This is a genomic window from Flavobacterium sp. GW821-FHT11G01, assembly GCF_058808175.1.
Genome location: NZ_JBXARK010000008.1, coordinates 129,881 through 145,698 on the forward strand (window position 1 = coordinate 129,881; position 15,818 = coordinate 145,698).

Annotated in this window: 15 protein-coding genes; 3 read left to right on the plus strand and 12 right to left on the minus strand. The window is 33.7% G+C overall.

Annotated elements, in window-relative coordinates; all coding sequences use genetic code 11:
• Positions 1 to 43: 43 nt before the first annotated feature.
• The gene (locus AC1RRN_RS15290) at positions 44 to 499 is read left to right on the plus strand and encodes a hypothetical protein (protein ID WP_492968121.1); all 456 of its coding nucleotides are present in this window, start codon (positions 44 to 46) and stop codon (positions 497 to 499) included.
• Between the two features lie 38 nt (positions 500 to 537).
• Here AC1RRN_RS15290 and AC1RRN_RS15295 read toward each other — a convergent pair whose 3' ends face one another.
• The 7 genes from AC1RRN_RS15295 to AC1RRN_RS15325 form a co-directional block, all read right to left on the minus strand.
• Positions 538 to 1,356, minus strand: coding sequence for a DUF5694 domain-containing protein (locus tag AC1RRN_RS15295; protein WP_492968122.1), 819 nt, complete (start codon positions 1,354 to 1,356; stop codon positions 538 to 540).
• A gap of 895 nt (positions 1,357 to 2,251) precedes the next feature.
• On the minus strand, positions 2,252 to 3,055 hold the full coding sequence (locus tag AC1RRN_RS15300) for a DUF2971 domain-containing protein (RefSeq protein WP_492968123.1): 804 nt from the start codon (positions 3,053 to 3,055) through the stop codon (positions 2,252 to 2,254).
• A 180-nt stretch (positions 3,056 to 3,235) separates the two neighbouring features.
• Positions 3,236 to 4,678, minus strand: coding sequence for a DUF2971 domain-containing protein (locus tag AC1RRN_RS15305; RefSeq protein WP_492968124.1), 1,443 nt, complete (start codon positions 4,676 to 4,678; stop codon positions 3,236 to 3,238).
• 171 nt (positions 4,679 to 4,849) lie between these two features.
• Positions 4,850 to 5,194, minus strand: coding sequence for a superinfection immunity protein (locus AC1RRN_RS15310; RefSeq protein ID WP_492968125.1), 345 nt, complete (start codon positions 5,192 to 5,194; stop codon positions 4,850 to 4,852).
• Positions 5,195 to 5,472: 278 nt separating this feature from the next.
• Positions 5,473 to 6,429, minus strand: coding sequence for a lipid A deacylase LpxR family protein (locus AC1RRN_RS15315; RefSeq protein ID WP_492968126.1), 957 nt, complete (start codon positions 6,427 to 6,429; stop codon positions 5,473 to 5,475).
• Positions 6,419 to 7,192 (minus strand): monofunctional biosynthetic peptidoglycan transglycosylase, encoded by a 774-nt coding sequence (gene mtgA, locus AC1RRN_RS15320; protein ID WP_492968127.1) that lies wholly within the window; start codon positions 7,190 to 7,192, stop codon positions 6,419 to 6,421. The genes AC1RRN_RS15315 and mtgA overlap by 11 nt, the downstream gene beginning before the upstream one ends.
• Positions 7,192 to 8,304: an NAD(P)/FAD-dependent oxidoreductase gene (locus tag AC1RRN_RS15325; protein ID WP_492968262.1), complete on the minus strand. Its 1,113-nt coding sequence runs from the start codon at positions 8,302 to 8,304 to the stop codon at positions 7,192 to 7,194. Before AC1RRN_RS15325 ends, mtgA begins: the two co-directional genes overlap by 1 nt.
• Positions 8,305 to 8,573: 269 nt before the next feature.
• On the opposite strand from AC1RRN_RS15325, the gene AC1RRN_RS15330 reads away from it, so the two are divergent.
• Both AC1RRN_RS15330 and AC1RRN_RS15335 read left to right on the plus strand, forming a co-directional pair.
• On the plus strand, positions 8,574 to 10,475 hold the full coding sequence (locus AC1RRN_RS15330) for a S9 family peptidase (RefSeq protein WP_492968128.1): 1,902 nt from the start codon (positions 8,574 to 8,576) through the stop codon (positions 10,473 to 10,475).
• Positions 10,476 to 10,649: 174 nt separating this feature from the next.
• Positions 10,650 to 13,085, plus strand: a complete 2,436-nt coding sequence (locus AC1RRN_RS15335) for an ATP-binding response regulator (protein WP_492968129.1) — start codon at positions 10,650 to 10,652, stop codon at positions 13,083 to 13,085.
• 28 nt (positions 13,086 to 13,113) lie between these two features.
• On the opposite strand, the gene AC1RRN_RS15340 is transcribed toward AC1RRN_RS15335, so the two are convergent.
• The 5 genes from AC1RRN_RS15340 to AC1RRN_RS15360 all read right to left on the minus strand — a co-directional run.
• Positions 13,114 to 14,469: a sigma-54-dependent transcriptional regulator gene (locus AC1RRN_RS15340; protein ID WP_492968130.1), complete on the minus strand. Its 1,356-nt coding sequence runs from the start codon at positions 14,467 to 14,469 to the stop codon at positions 13,114 to 13,116.
• 127 nt (positions 14,470 to 14,596) lie between these two features.
• Entirely contained in the window at positions 14,597 to 14,890 is a 294-nt protein-coding gene (locus AC1RRN_RS15345) for a PepSY-like domain-containing protein (protein WP_492968131.1), read from the minus strand.
• Positions 14,891 to 14,904: 14 nt separating this feature from the next.
• Positions 14,905 to 15,198, minus strand: coding sequence for a hypothetical protein (locus tag AC1RRN_RS15350; protein WP_492968132.1), 294 nt, complete (start codon positions 15,196 to 15,198; stop codon positions 14,905 to 14,907).
• 18 nt (positions 15,199 to 15,216) lie between these two features.
• Entirely contained in the window at positions 15,217 to 15,507 is a 291-nt protein-coding gene (locus tag AC1RRN_RS15355) for a hypothetical protein (RefSeq protein WP_492968133.1), read from the minus strand.
• A gap of 27 nt (positions 15,508 to 15,534) precedes the next feature.
• The coding region (locus AC1RRN_RS15360) for a hypothetical protein (RefSeq protein WP_492968134.1) at positions 15,535 to 15,818 on the minus strand (284 nt) is incomplete at its 5' end.

Below are 15,818 nucleotides of genomic sequence, written 5' to 3' on the forward strand. Positions count from 1 at the left end.
TTTTTTTATTTCAATACAATGTTTACAAAGACTCGTTATTAAAATGGAAGACGACAAAGAAAATATTAAAAGCTTTCTTACTATACTTCAGGCAACTACTCTCACTGTTCTAATTGCTACAGCCTATTTTTTAATTGTAACTTTAGAAAATTACGCCATAACTAGTGTTTTTTTCTTCAATAGTCTTGTGATTATGAGTTTATTTTATTTCGCAGTTGCGAGTTTTATATTCTCCGCGATTTTTCATTATCTCTACAAGAATACATCGATGTTACTATATTTCGTTCTTTTCTTCTTTAGTTTTTGGGCATTAATTTTCATCTTGCAAAATTCCGGCGGGAGAAAATACGACAACAAAATCCCTGATATCATGGATGGTGTCTCTGAATCTATTACCATTTTTATAATCAAAATTATGTTTATTGCTATAATTTCAAATTTTATAGTGATTCTAAAAAATTGGTATTTCACCAAAGAATTAGATTCTTCAGAGGATTAAAATTTAATATCGAATTTTCTATAAATAGTATTCGCAGTTTATTTTAGCACACTATTTACTTCAACGACTTCAAAATCGTCATTATTTTGTAATAAGTGTTTTAATATCGGAATATGTCCTTGTCCAAATAGTAATATAACGTATTTGTCATTTGCATTTACTTGAGTAATTACATTAGCGTAAATCGCTAAATTCCTCAAATACCAATCAGAAACTGATTCTGCACCAATATAATTTTCTCCTGCTCCAATTTTTGCATAATATTTTAAGTACAAGGATAAATTTTTCTGCAAAAGTTCTTTTGTATTTAGATATTTTAGTATTTCGGTTATTGAATTTCGTTTTACCACACCATCTATTTCAGCCATAAAGTTATTCGCAGTAATACCTAAATCCTTTAATATATACAACTGATTTTTTTCTTTAGCCGTTACAGAAACTAAACTATCATGTTTCATTAGATACAAAACATCAACACAATTGATCTGTTTTAAATTTAATTTTTTAGCTAATCTAAAGCCAATTTGCTCTCGTTCAGAAACTGTTAACTTATACTTATTTTGTGAATATGCACTATACAAACTATCAATTTGCTGTTGTTTATTAAATGGTTTTTCAATCATCACTTTATCAGCATTTGTTCGTTTTAAAGTTTCAGTCAGTTCTTCCAGTTCCTGCTGTCTTTTTGGAGCTAAAAAATCGTCTGTCTTTAATTCATGCGCATCTAAATGAGGTGTTTCAAAGTGAATTGTGCCAATTAATAAGATTTTAGTTTTTTGCTTAGCAGCTTGTCCAAAACTTGTAGTTACTAATAAAAGCGAAAGTAAAAATGTAGAAATTGTTTTAATGAAAGTCATTTTTTAGTTTATTTTTTATCGTTGTCGTTCTCCCGAATTACCAGTAAATTAGGGCTAACCCAAAAATTGCGTTGTTTATGCTTAGTGGGTAAATATATTAGTAAAAACCAAACTTTACTTACGGCTTCCCGTAATGATGTCAAATAAATATTCCGACGAAATCATTTTGGTTTTCAATTATTTTCTGAAAAAGTTTACTCCAACAAAACAGATATTCTATTCCGGAATTCATTTTTATTCCAGAAAGAGGTTTCCGTTGACAATTTTTTTATTCAGGAGCAGAAGATTTTCTTTCAACAGACGACCCGTCCCGCTGTCCGCTAAATCTTTTTCTTCCGCTATGGGCGGAAGAAAAAGGATACCGCTCCCATCGGGGCTAGATTAGAAGTTTTGTTTTTATAAGAGGTTTGAGTTGGGTTGTAGATTTACTTTGAGGCTCGCAACCCCATCGTTTAGGTTCTATCATGATATTTTTACCCTACCAGGCCTCATTTTATACGTTCGCAACCTAAAATTTGACGTCACGAACGTAAACGTTTAGGTTTAGAACCTAAAGTTTTACCCTATTGTACCTAAAATTTTAGGTTCATAACGTAAAAATTTCATGAAAGAACCTAAACACTTCATGATTGAACCTAAACGACCTGACTTAAGTCCTAAAATAAGAAATCCCGAAACTTAAAATTTCGGGATTTCTTTAGATTGTGGATTTTCTTTGTGGGTATGGATTGTAAATGTGCGCTATCGGATAATCTAGTACCGAATATAATACTGACTTAATTGAAACATGCAATTCTAAGTTAAGATTGTTTCAGATTAACTAAATATTCAAAATAAATCCCACATTTCGATTGAACCAAATATCCAAATCTGTTTTGGTAACTGTTGTTTGTAGTTATATTTGAAACTTGTTCAATTCAAACTTGAATGAAATTTTTTTTGTTTGAAAGATTTTTATATTTTTCTCTTTAGCGATTTCAACGATTTCTTTTTTATCATTATCTGGAATGTTCATACCTAAATTTATCTCTTCTATAAATTCAAAAGGAATATTAATGATTCGATCTGTTTCACTAGCAGGTTTAGGATAGAATAGTTTTGTTAATCGGTATTCTTTTTCATATTCCCATTCTTTAGATTTATAGTGAGTTTGTAAAACAGAAATCTCTTTTGTGTGTTCGCTTAAAGCTTCAATTTGAGGGTAAGTATCTGAATAAATCACTGGACCGCCCTTTCCAAATAAACCCGACTCTCTCATCATATCTTCTTTGTAACCAACATTAAAACCTTTATGAAAATCTCCATAATGAGACCACATTAAAATTGAATCCCATCTTGAAGATAGGGACAAAACTCCATAGTGATTATTATTTGCATCAAACTCAATAGTTTCATATTCTTGCTGATATTGTTCGAGATTTTGCAGTCTTTTCAATTGAAAAGCTCTTTCGCTCTCTAAATTTCGTCCGTTTTTTAAAAGCCAAGATTTATGTTTTTCAATTCCTTCGTCAACATAACGCGCAATTTTTTCAGGCGTATCTAGCAACAAAAAATTTTTACTAATTCCAAAATCAAAAGGATCATTAAAATTTTTCGGTGCTGATAAATATAATTCGCCTTTGGTTAGAATATTTTTATGAAACTCATTTGACCAAGATCTATATTTGTAAATAATATCGGGATAATTTTCTGGCTTCATAAATTCTTTAGATTTCGTTTAGGGTAATTTCACACATCGTTCTGGGGCTTCAACAGGCTTGAGGCTAAATTAAGCCCATTCTTAGGATTTGCCAAATTATCCCAAAAACAAAACCAATTTCAAATTAAGCCTAAAACCCAAATTGCTTGTAGAGTGTGCTATGGGTATTACAATCTTCACTTATAGTAAACTGTCAATTCCTTCATTCTTGAGCTGCCTGATAATCGAATTTGCCCGTCTATGTCCTAAATCATGTGCCAGATGTAAAAATCTTAGTACTTCAGTCTCATCACTGTCAGTTCTAATTAACTCAATGGCCAAATTAAAACATATACTGGCGTTTTCTTTATCAAGTTTAAAAGCAGTTCTAAGAGCTCCCACAGCATCTTCATGTCGATCCAAAGCAGTCAAAGCGCAAGCAGTTTGATACCAACACTGCGCATCTTCTGGAAAATCTTGATTGAGTTTTGAAAAACATTCTAGAGCTAAATCATGTTCTTGAGCAAAGCCGTGAGCGACTCCTTTTAAATGTAATAAATCGGGTGAATTAGGGGTAAGCATTAAATTTTCATTAACAAAATACAAAACCTCTCCATATTTTTCTTGTTTAATTAGGCGATCCATTTTGCTTTTGAACTCATCCAATGTTATGCCATCTTTATCTCGATTCAACTTTTCGATTGGTGATTTTAATACTTTAGGAATTGTTACCGGTTTTTCAAACAGCTCTCTTGTTATTTCGGTAGAGTTTGGTTTCCTTCTCATTTTAAATATCTGTATAGGATAGGGTATATTCTCTTCAGCTAATTTGATGTAATGGTATATTCTTGAATCGCGACAATTTAACCCAAATATAATTTCATGAAGAGGTGCAGGCAAGTCAAACACACCTCCGAAAGGCTCAACGTATCTCCATTCTTCCTCATATTTCCAGTCCATCGATTTTGTAGAAATTGCATTTTGAAGAGTTTTGTCATTAAATGCTAACTTGTAACTCGAAGTATACATTCTTCCATTATTATCAACGCTAAAGCTCATAATTGTTTGAAAACCGTCACCTTCCAGTGTCGGCATTTTATCAGAGTAGATTACTGGCAATAAGTTTTCTGGATTAGAAAGTCTTGATTCAGGCGTTTTCAAGAATCCAAGGCAAATCCCATTGTGATCTCCAGCATAGTGAGACCACATTAAAGGGTGTTTTGAATTAGTTGACATGCTAAAAATTCCTACTGAAAGAAGTTGTGAGTCAATTCCGGCGAAGAGACCTTCGACATCTGCAGGTTTATGTCCAGTATATTTCTTCATTACTTTCGAACGCAATAAATAAATATCTCTAACATTGTCCATCTTTTTTATCGATTGCAGCATTTTTTTTGTTTCTGAAATGGTCAAACCAAAATATTCACGACGTTCTTTAATTGATCGATTGGCTTCCATTATGAAACCCATTACTCCCGCTCCTTGCAATTCTGCAACTTTCTTTTCAATCCATTCTTTACCAATCTCTTGCAATGAACATTCAAAAGGATCATTCAATTCAGTTGCAGTGGCTAGATAAACTTGACCTTTCGTTATAATTTGTTCAGTAAAGCTGGAGTCTGTTCGATATTTATATAAAATCATTTTGATGTTGATGTTTTTTTTGCATTACCCATAGTCAGTAAAGATTATTCATTCTTGATATGTTTTTTGTAGTCTTTTTTAGGTTTTAAAAAATCATTGCTAAAACAAAAGTAACCTTTTATCAATCCACTTGACTGCGTACTTTTACCTGAAAACAATCTGAAGTTTAACTTAAGTTGTAGAAGATTTAAGTTTTTCATCTTTCTTCCTGGCTTTCTTCTCTTCAGCCAAAATTCTTGCATGTTTTGTATTTATTTGTAACGCCCAAACAAAAGAAATAAACCAGCAAAGCACTGTCCATGCGGTAAGAAGGTTAAATACTAATAAATATTTGCTGTTTTTTTTATTCCATGAAATAATCGTTGGTATAAAATAAACAAATAACATGACTATTCCTGCCATTACTTTTTCAATCGTCAGTTCTCGATTTTCAAATGGAAGATTACTTTCTGTTTGTGCGTGGATGAAACTTGAAGCGATTAAGGCGATGAGAGTAAAAGAATAATTCTTTTTCATAATTTGATTAAATTGTAAAACTTTGTCGAGTTTCTAGTGTGATCCTTCCTTCGTCAGGATGACAATATTGTGGCAACTTTATGGAGCTTTTTGCGGGGATTGCTTCGACAATTTGCTATCGCTCGGGTTCTCCTTCGTCGGAATGACAAAATTGCGGCAGAACTATACAGCTTTGCGACCTCACCGGCAAACAAACTTTGCGCTCTTTGCGTAAAACCTTTGCGAACTTTGCGGTTAAAAAAAACTTAGTGCCTTAGCGCCTTCGTGGCAAACACCCCCTACTTAATCAAAAACCCCAATCGAATCGACCCATAAAAATAACCCGCATTGGTATTCGTTTCAGGATCTTTCAATTCGCGTCCACGATAAAGAAAAGAATAAGAAATATTGAAATTGTTGTGGCGGTATTTTAAACCAGCCTCGGCGTTGAAACGAAGCGGTTCCAACTCAAAAGTAACCGGACTTGTATCGCTAAACATACTGCCTTCGATAGTCGCGTCATAAAATTGGTAATTGACGCTTGGCATCGCATAAAAGTAAAATTCCCTAACATCAAATTGCGGTTGAGAACTTACCGAAGCGTCATGCAAATTAGAATCATAAACAGGAAGTAATTTCTTAAACCCAATTCGGGCCAAAAAACCAGTGGAAACGCCATCAAAAATAGTCCCCAAATTCGCTTCTGACTGAAAATGAAGATCTACAAAATCGTTGTGTTTGCTGGGAAATAATTTCTTAGAATACATCACATGCGCCTGTACGGCAAATGCATTATCAAGCTGATTTTCCCAGCCGTATACTTTTTTATATCCAATTACGTGATGAAAACTTTCCTGTGTTTCACGACCAAAAGCATTTGGCCCCATAAAACCCAACTGAAAATCGGTCTTTAAAACCGATTCGCTTTGGTAGAAAAAACTGCGTCCGGCTTCGGCAAAAAGATAACCGGTAAATGGGCGATCGTTAATATCGACAGCCGTTTCATTAATATATCTCGGATTATAAATATATTGTCCTAAACGGAATTCAGTAATTTTTTTATTGATTTTTTCGTTTTCGTTCTTCGACAGGTATCGGAAAAACAGTTCTAAACCGTTTGTATAATACATATCGTTTTTAGACGACGTATATAAATCATTATCGGAAATAAAACCAAATTCTTTTGTTTTTCCCTGCCCAAAAGATAGCGCTGTGGTAAGAACCAGGAATACAAAAACAATCTTTTTATTTCGCATTATAATTTATTTTTCCAACAGCACGCATTTCGCGAACAATTCGCTCTTTGCGACGATTGATATAACTTGAAGATCCTGTAGCTTTAAATTTTCGTGGGTTTGGCAAAATTGCTGCAATTCCAGCTGCCTGCATGGCAGTTAAACTCGAAGCATCACGACGGTACCAATGTTCTGTAGCAGCATAAGCGCCATAAACGCCATCGCCCATTTCAATACTATTCAGGTAAACTTCCATGATGCGTTGTTTCCCCCAGATTATTTCGATTAAAACGGTAAAATAAGCTTCTAAACCTTTACGGAAATAACTTTTTCCCTGCCATAAAAAAACGTTTTTGGCCGTTTGTTGCGAAATGGTGCTTCCACCACGAATTCGGCGTCCGCGTTCGTTGCTTTTATATGCTTTTTGAAGCGCCTTGAAATCGAAACCATTGTGATATAAAAAAGTACCGTCTTCACTCGCGATAACCGCTTTTTGAAGATTCATCGAAATTTTCTCAATTGGCTCCCAATCGTGATCAAAGTAAACTTCTTTTCCTCCTAATTTATTTTCGATCGCACGAATCACCATTAAAGGCGTAAAAGGTACCGGCACATATTTAAAAATTATAACCGATCCGATCGAAAGTCCGAAAAACCATAAAAACAGTTTAATAAAAAACCATTTTACTTTTTCGCCAAAAGAACGATTGGTTTTCTTTTTCGCAGCTGGTTTTGGTTTGCTTGCGGTTGTTTTTTTTGGTGCTGGTTTCTTGGTTGCTGCCATTATATTAAATCTGCTAATTCTGTTCCTATTAAACTTCCTATTGCGACGCCCATTCCGCCTAAACGCACTCCACAAAACACGTTTTCAGACAATTGCGACACTACAGGTTTTTTACTGTTTCCTACTCCCATAATCCCACTCCAACGATGGGCAATCTGGAAATCCTGATTTGGTAAAATTACATTTTTCAGCAACTCTTCCAATTTATTTTGCACAATTTTCGTTTGGCCAAATTCGGTTGTATTTTCTGTTTCAAAATCTAAGTTTCGGCCTCCGCCAAGTAAGATTCGGTCACCAATATTTCTGAAATAATAATAGCCACGATCTAAATGAAAAGTGCCACGAATGTCTAAATTCGAAATTGGCTCTGTAATTAAAACCTGTGCTCTCGCCGGCTGCACCGCTCCTTTTGTTAACGTATTAGCAAAGCCATTTGTTGCAAATAATATTTTTTTTGAGGTAAAACTGAAATCGTTTAGCGCAATTTCAACCTGATTTCCTAAATCAGCATATCCTGTTACCGTTTGCTGATTCAAAATCAAAATATCAGCAGCAACGGCTTGTTTCAACAATTCCTGCATCATATTTCCGGTATCAATCTGCGCTTCAAACGGATTAAAAATTAAATATTCCTGAATATTTTCAAAACCAAATCGGTCTACTTCTTTGGTAAAAACATCAGCTTTAAAAAGTGGTTTTAATATTTCATTGATAAAAGGCAATCGCGCGACACATTCATTAAAACCTCTTTCATCTTCTTTCAAAAATAATTCATATCCGCCATGAGGTTTAAAATCTATTGCTGCATCTCCTAATCTTTTTCGGAGCAATTGCAAACCTTGCCAGCGTTTTTCAATTAATGCAATTACATCTTCTTCCGAATGTGTTTTGAGATCTTCCAAAATTTCAGAAAGACTTCCAAAACAGGCAAAACCGGCATTTTTGGTACTCGCGCCTTGTGGCAGCATTCCTTTTTCTAAAACCAAAATTTTAGCCGCCGGAAATCTTTCGCGTAAGCGCAATGCGGCGTGTAGGCCTACAATACCGCTTCCAACAATGGTATAATCAACATTCGTGAACCAGTTTTTAAGTTCCCAATAACTTAATTCCATTTGCCATTTTTTTATAAAAATAATGATTTTTGTTTCACCATATAAGTAATATAAGATCATTTGAATATATTTTTTTACCATTAAGAGATTAAGTTATATTAAGAAGTAGTGCTTAATTTTTCTTAATCTCTTAATGGTTAATTTCAAAAAATTTAATGTTCAAAAATGAATTTGAATTATCTAATATTACTTATATGGTGTGATTCTTTTAACATTTAGTTGCTAAAATATATTTGTACTTTTAGCCCCACGAATATTAGAATTTTATTATGAAAAAAGTATTATTTACAACCTTAATAATGATGAGTTTAAACGCTATCGGACAGAATGTGATGTCACCAGAATTGTTATGGAAATTAGGAAGAGTGACTGCACTTGGACTTTCAAAAGATGAAAAAAATGTTGTTTTTAAAGTTTCTACTCCTTCAGTAGAAGAAAACAAATCATCTTCAAAATTTTACATCCTGCCAGTAAATGGCGGAATTGCAACTGAAATTAAAGACACTAAAGCGGTTTTGGCCGACAAAAATGTTTCGCCTGACGGAAAATTTTTAGTGTACAATGAAGAAGTTAAACTGGAAAAAGTTTTAGGAAAAGATTTTTACCCAAGCCTTACCAAATCAGATGCTCAAATTTATGATGGTTTGGATTACCGTCATTGGGACACTTGGAACGAAGGGAAATTCAACCACGTTTTTTATAAAGAAAACAAGGAAGGAGCTGCCGGAATTGACATTTTAAAAGGTGAAAATTTTGATTCTCCGCAAAAACCTTTTGGTGGCGACGAAGATTATATCTGGTCACCTGACGGAAAAAGCATTTTATATGTTTGCAAGAAAAAAGCAGGAACTGATTATGCAATTTCTACAAACACCAATATTTATGAGTACAATTTAGAGACTCAAAAAACAAGCAACAGAACCGAAGATAATTTAGGTTACGATACGGCTCCGCAATTTTCTCCAACAGGAAATTTGACTTGGTTACAAATGAAACGTGATGGTTACGAAGCAGACAAAAATGATATTATTGTCGAGTTTAAGGGAATCAAAACAAACCTAACAGCCAATTGGGACGGAACTGTAGATAATTTTATCTGGAGTAAAGATGGTAAAAACGTTTATTTTGTAGCGCCAGTTGACGGTACAAAACAACTTTTTGTAGTAAACTTTCCGGGATTGACCAGAATTGCAATTCAGGTTCGCCAGATTACAAATGGAGATTTTGACGTAAATGATTTAGTAGGTTTTGCTGGAGATGACATCATCGTAACCAGAAATGATATGAATCACGCACCAGAAATTTATTCTTTTAATTTGAAGAAAAACAGCTGGAAACAACTTTCAAATGTAAATACAGATACGTACAAAACATTAGCGTTAAGCAAAACGGAGAAACGTTATGTTACGACCACTGATGGTAAAAAAATGTTGGTTTGGGTAATTTTACCTCCAAATTTTGATGCTTCAAAAAAATACCCAACTTTATTGTTTTGCCAGGGCGGACCACAAAGTGCGTTGACACAATCCTATTCTTTCCGTTGGAATTTTTCTTTAATGGCTGCGAAAGGTTATGTTGTTGTAGCGCCAAACCGTCGTGGTATGCCAGGACATGGTGTGGAATGGAATGAGAAAATTAGTAAAGACTGGGGCGGACAAGTTATGGACGATTACCTTTCTGCAATTGATGATGTTGCCAAAGAAAGCTACGTTGACAAAAGCCGTTTAGGTTGCGTTGGAGCAAGTTACGGAGGATATTCAGTATTTTATTTGGCTGGAATTCACAACAACCGTTTCAAAACTTTTATCGCACACGATGGCGTTTTCAACACCGTAAGTATGTTGGGAACAACTGAAGAAGTTTTCTTTAACAACTGGGATTTTGGTGGCGCTTATTGGGAAAAAGACAATGCTGTTGCGCAAAAATCATATACTACTTTTAACCCGGCAACTTTAGTTCAAAACTGGAATCGACCAATTTTGATTTTTCAGGGAGGAAAGGATTTCCGTGTACCGATTGGACAAGGACAAGAAGCTTTCCAAGCTGCTCAGTTAAGAGGAATCAAAAGCCGATTTGTTTATTTTCCTGATGAAAACCACTGGGTATTGCATCCGCAAAATGCTCAGGTTTGGCAAGGTGAATTTTTTAAATGGCTGAACGAAACACTATAAGTTACTCTTAAAAATATTTAATAGCCGCAGATTATTACATAATCTGCGGCTATTTTATTCTAGACCTTTGAATTATGTAACAGATTCTACTTAATTTCTCTTTTTAAAACAGTTTTTTTTGAATAAATTGCAGGGAATTCGAATTTAAAACTTCCAAATCCAACAATAAAATCTATGGAGAGTAAAAAAAGTTACACAGCGATCAAAGTGCTTTTTAGCTATGTCGCACTACTCGCTTTGGTTGTGACAGTTGGATGGTTTTTATATTCTGAAAACGTAGTTTATAACAAACTGGAAGATAAAATTGCCTTCGAAAAAACCAAGATTTTAAGAGTCAGCAAATTATTTTCGAATGTCTATAAAACAGAGAGTTTAGCACGAAAAACGATTCAGACCAACTCTGAAAGTGACTTTAAAAGTTATCTTATTGAAACCGATTCTTTGCGTTCCAGAATCGACACTTTAAAACAAATTGTTACTACACAATATCAAAAAACATTACTAGACAGTGTCAATTATTATTTGTCTGAAAAAACCAAAAACATTCAGCAGCTAAAAACCATAAAAAACAAAGCTGATGATGAAGTTTCGGTAAATTCTGCTATTGATGAAATTACTAAAATGGAGTTTAAACTCCGAAAATTAGAACTTCAGGATTTTACAAAAAACCCCAATCAATTAGGCAGTTATCAAAAGAATGTTCTTCAAAAATATGTTGATTATCTGAATCAGAATATTCCGGATGACAGTACGAATACTTTGAGCAAAAAAGCTTCTGATTCTATTTTGGCCAACTCAAAAAAACTCTTGAGTTCTGTAAAACAAAGAGCCGAAAAGAAAAAAGAATCTTTAAATTTTCAGGAAAACAAACTACTCAAAAATGAAATTGCAATTTCAGAACAACTCCGAAAAGTGCTTCGAATTATTGAGCGTGAGATTATCATCAACTCCATAAAAAACAATTCCTTAAAAGAAAAATCCCTTAAAAAAGTCAATGAGATTGTTACAGCATCTGCCATTATTGGCTTGGTTTTGACTTTGTTTTTCTCCATTTTAATTGTGAGCGATTATTCGAAATCGCAAGTCTATAAAAAACAGCTTGAGATTGCGAATTTCAAAACCAAGAATTTATTAAAAAGCCGCGAGCAATTGATTTCGACGGTAAGTCACGATTTGAAAACTCCTTTGAGTACGATTGTGGGATATTCTGAACTTTTGGGCAATTCTGATGTTAACACGAAACAATCGTATTTCATTAAAAATATTAAAAATTCATCTGAATATATTACGCAATTAGTTCAGGATTTACTCGATTTTTCGAAGATTGAAGCCGGGAAGATTACCATTGAAAAAGTTCCGTTTTCATTACCCGAAATTATTGACGAGGTTGCTAAAAGTATCCAGACCGTTTACGAGCAAAAAAACATTGAACTTATTATTAATGTCGATGAAAAACTGCACACAAAAATTGTTGGAGACCCGTTTCGATTGAAACAGATTCTAAGTAATATTATCGGAAATGCCTATAAGTTTACGGAAGAAGGTTTCATTCGAATTAGCGCTTTCCTGAGTGAAAATGATCAATTTTTCACAATTGCAATTGAAGATAGTGGAATTGGAATTGAAAAGGGAAATCAAAAATTGGTTTTTGAAGAATTTGCACAAGCCAATGAAGGCATCGAAAAAAAATACGGCGGAACTGGTTTGGGATTATCAATCTGCCAGAAAATAATTTCGATTTTAGGCGGAACTTTACAGCTTGAAAGTACGTTTGGAAAAGGAAGTACCTTTGAAATTCAGCTGCCATTATTATTTGACACGAGTACAAATTCAGTGGCTGAGATTAAAAAGCCAATCGTTCGCAATACTAAAGCACAGACTTTTATTGTGATTGATGACGATATCAATCTTCTTAATTTAACGAGCGGTGTTTTAAGGCAGGAAAACCATCAGGTTTTGTCTTTCAACAGTGCAATGAAAGCTTTGGAAGCAATTCAGAAAACCAATTTTGATTTTATCATTACCGATATTCAAATGCCGGAAATGGATGGTTTTATGTTCCTTCAAAAACTGAAAAATACTGCTGTTTACAAAAATCAACCTGTAATTGCCTTAACCGGAAGAACTGATTTAGATGCTTCTGTTTATGCTAAAGCTGGTTTTACAACTGTGGTTAAAAAACCATATTCACCTAAAATATTACTGGAGACCATACATCTTATTTTAGAAAATGATGATTTGCCCGCAGTTGAGATTAAGGATAACGAACAAAAAATAGCGGTTAAATCATATTCGTTAGAAACGTTAAAAGAATTTTTAGGGAATGACGATGATGCTTTGAAAGAAGTTTTAAAATCATTTATAGAAAGCACTAATGAAAATTTGACTTTCTTAGAAACTGCCATTGCAGAAGAAAATATCTCAGAAATAAATGCTATTGCGCATCGAATCTCACCAATGTTCAATCAAATTGAAGCTTATGAAATTGGTGGAATTTTAAAAGTTTTAGATAAAAATGATTTTGAAATCTCTGATTTGAAAGACATTTATAAAGTTTTAGAATCCAAAACCGATTCACTTTTCAATGCGCTGGAAAAAGAAATTGTTTAATTTGTGGCAAACTCATAAGCAACAAAGCTTAATCGATATTATATTGCTTTAATTTATTATAAAGTGTTTTTCTGGTGATTTTCAACAATTTTGCCGCTTCCGATTTGTTATTTTGAGTTCTTGAAAGCGCATGAATAATAGTTTCTTTTTCATTTTCAGACAATGAAAAAGTCTCATTTGGGTTTTGCAGATTCGACTTCTGAACCTGAAAAAACTCGGCTGGCAAAACATCGCTTTCAATATAGCTTCCTCTGGTAAGAAGTGTAGCGCGTTTTACACAATTTTGTAATTCACGTAAATTTCCCGGCCAATTGTATTTTTGAAAAATAGTCACGACTTCTGGAGAAAAACCAATAATCTCTTTATTCAATTGTTGATTGGCTTTTTCAAGAAAGTAATCAGCAAAAACCATTAAATCTTCTTCTCTTTCTTTTAACGAAGGAGAAAGAATAGAGAACTCATTAATTCTATGGTATAAATCTTCTCTAAAATCGCCGTTTTTTACTGCCTCACGTAAATCTTCATTTGTAGCGGTTATGATTCGGATATCGACGTTAATTTCCTTATTGCTACCAACAGGTTTAATTTTTCGTTCCTGAAGTGCTCTCAATAGCTGAATTTGATTTTCATATGAAAGATTTCCTATTTCATCTAAAAACAAAGTTCCACCGTTAGCGGCTTCAAAATAACCCATTTTATCACTGATGGCTCCTGTGAAAGATCCTTTTAAATGTCCAAAAAATTCACTTGCTGCCAATTCTTTTGGAATAGCTCCACAATCTACCGCAATAAAATTATTGTTTTTACGAGTACTTTGCTGATGAATACTTTTAGCAATGATTTCTTTTCCTGTTCCGCTTTCACCAATAATTAATACGGACATATCCGTTGGACTAACCAATTGAATATGATCTAATAATTTTTTGGAAGCAACAGAAATACCTCTGACAAATTCATTTTCAGCAGAAATATTTTCTTTCTTTTTTGGTGCTTTTTTTTCTTTTGATGGAATTTCTTCTGCTTCAGAATTTTTTAAAGCATTTGTAATAACCAGTAAAACCTCATCAGGATTAAAAGGTTTAGAAATATAATCGGCTGCACCATTTTTAATGGCTTTCACCGCTGTATTGACATCTGAATATCCTGTCATAAGAACCACAGGGATTTCTGGATTTGAAGTTTTAAATTCAGACATAAGTCCAATGCCGTCAGAATCTGGCAAACGCAGATCTGTCAGAATCAAATCAAAAGATTCTTTTTTCATTGCCAATCGGGCTTCTTCTGCCGAGAAAGCAACGGTTACATCGTATGCTTTTTTTATTAGAAATTTCTCTAATAATTTGCAAAACGAAATATCATCTTCTATCAGTAATATCTTTGACATCTGTTTTTAGGGTCTTTTTTGCTAAAATAATACTATTAAAGTTGTATTTTCATAAAATTATGCAAAAAAAAAGAGATTGCACGTCGCAATCTCTTTTTTACCAAAAACATAAATCTAATTCACCTAATTATATTTTTAACCAATTGCCATTGACATCTGAGAAAACAGTAGCCTTTTGGTCACCAACTGATATTTCGAGTTTATACTCTTTTTTTTCATTTGTATAAGCTTTCACTAGCTTTGCGCCAGGATACGCTTTTTCTAAAGCTGTTTTCACAGCAGCCGGAACTGCATCTGAAGCAACTTCCTTGTATTCATCCTGAACATTGACAGCAATCTTTACAGCTTCAGCTTCTGTAGTTGTTGCATGTATTGATAAACCTCCCAAAATTAGTGCTGCTGATAAGATTAACTTTTTCATAATGTTCTTTTTAATTATTTTTTAATGATGTTTCCTGAAGCATCTGTAAAAAAAGTATATTTCTTACCTTCTTTAGAAATTTCAAGTTTGTATTCATCCTTAGCATTTTTCCATGCTTTTTCCAGTTTCGAACCTACAAACGATTTTTCAATTGTAGATTTGACAGCTGCCGGTACGGCATCTGCCGCAACTTCAGTATATTCATCCTGAATGTTTATTGAAATCATTGAATTTGTTACAACCGAAGTTGCTGCATTCATTGACAGACCTCCTAAAAGGATAGCTGCCGATAAGATTAACTTTTTCATATTATGGGGATTTTATGGTTACTTTTTAAGGACGTTTCCTTTTTCGTCAGTGTAAACAGTCGATTTTTCACCTCTTACAGTAATCTCGATTTTATACTCTTTTTTGTCGTTTACATATGCTTTATCAAGTTTAACACCCGGATAGGCATTATCTAAAGCTGTTTTAATAGCTGCCGGAACAGCATCAACTTCTTTATACTCGTCCTGAATTTTTACTGATTCTGTTATTGTATTTTTCATATCAATAACTCCTGCCTGCATTGACAGCCCTCCTAACAGGATTGCTGCCGATAAGATTAACTTTTTCATAATGATAGTTTTTTAGTAGTTATTTGATTATTTTTTAACCCAAGATCCGTCTGCATTTGCATAAAGAGAACCTACTTTGTCTCCTACTGTAACTTCTAATTTATATTGAGAAGCAGCATTTTTATATGCTTTAGAAAGAATTGCATCCGGGTAAGCTTTTTTAAGCGCACCTGTTACTGCAGCTGGTACTTCTTCTACTTTGATTTCAGTATATTCGTCCTGAATTGAAATAGTTTTTACGATTGTATTTGAAATTGGAGAAGTTGAAGCAAATGATGTTAAACCTCCCAAAACGATTGCGGCTGATAAAC

Coding starts and splice junctions, on each gene's coding strand:
- AC1RRN_RS15340 (WP_492968130.1), bottom strand. CDS start 14,469: ATGTCAAAGATATTACTGATAGAAGATGATATTTCGTTTTGCAAATTA.
- AC1RRN_RS15330 (WP_492968128.1), top strand. CDS start 8,574: ATGAAAAAAGTATTATTTACAACCTTAATAATGATGAGTTTAAACGCT.
- AC1RRN_RS15310 (WP_492968125.1), bottom strand. CDS start 5,194: ATGAAAAAGAATTATTCTTTTACTCTCATCGCCTTAATCGCTTCAAGT.
- AC1RRN_RS15345 (WP_492968131.1), bottom strand. CDS start 14,890: ATGAAAAAGTTAATCTTATCAGCAGCACTAATTTTGGGAGGTTTATCA.
- AC1RRN_RS15295 (WP_492968122.1), bottom strand. CDS start 1,356: ATGACTTTCATTAAAACAATTTCTACATTTTTACTTTCGCTTTTATTA.
- AC1RRN_RS15305 (WP_492968124.1), bottom strand. CDS start 4,678: ATGATTTTATATAAATATCGAACAGACTCCAGCTTTACTGAACAAATT.
- mtgA (WP_492968127.1), bottom strand. CDS start 7,192: ATGGCAGCAACCAAGAAACCAGCACCAAAAAAAACAACCGCAAGCAAA.
- AC1RRN_RS15355 (WP_492968133.1), bottom strand. CDS start 15,507: ATGAAAAAGTTAATCTTATCGGCAGCAATCCTGTTAGGAGGGCTGTCA.
- AC1RRN_RS15300 (WP_492968123.1), bottom strand. CDS start 3,055: ATGAAGCCAGAAAATTATCCCGATATTATTTACAAATATAGATCTTGG.
- AC1RRN_RS15325 (WP_492968262.1), bottom strand. CDS start 8,304: ATGGAATTAAGTTATTGGGAACTTAAAAACTGGTTCACGAATGTTGAT.
- AC1RRN_RS15350 (WP_492968132.1), bottom strand. CDS start 15,198: ATGAAAAAGTTAATCTTATCGGCAGCTATCCTTTTAGGAGGTCTGTCA.
- AC1RRN_RS15335 (WP_492968129.1), top strand. CDS start 10,650: ATGGAGAGTAAAAAAAGTTACACAGCGATCAAAGTGCTTTTTAGCTAT.
- AC1RRN_RS15290 (WP_492968121.1), top strand. CDS start 44: ATGGAAGACGACAAAGAAAATATTAAAAGCTTTCTTACTATACTTCAG.
- AC1RRN_RS15315 (WP_492968126.1), bottom strand. CDS start 6,429: ATGCGAAATAAAAAGATTGTTTTTGTATTCCTGGTTCTTACCACAGCG.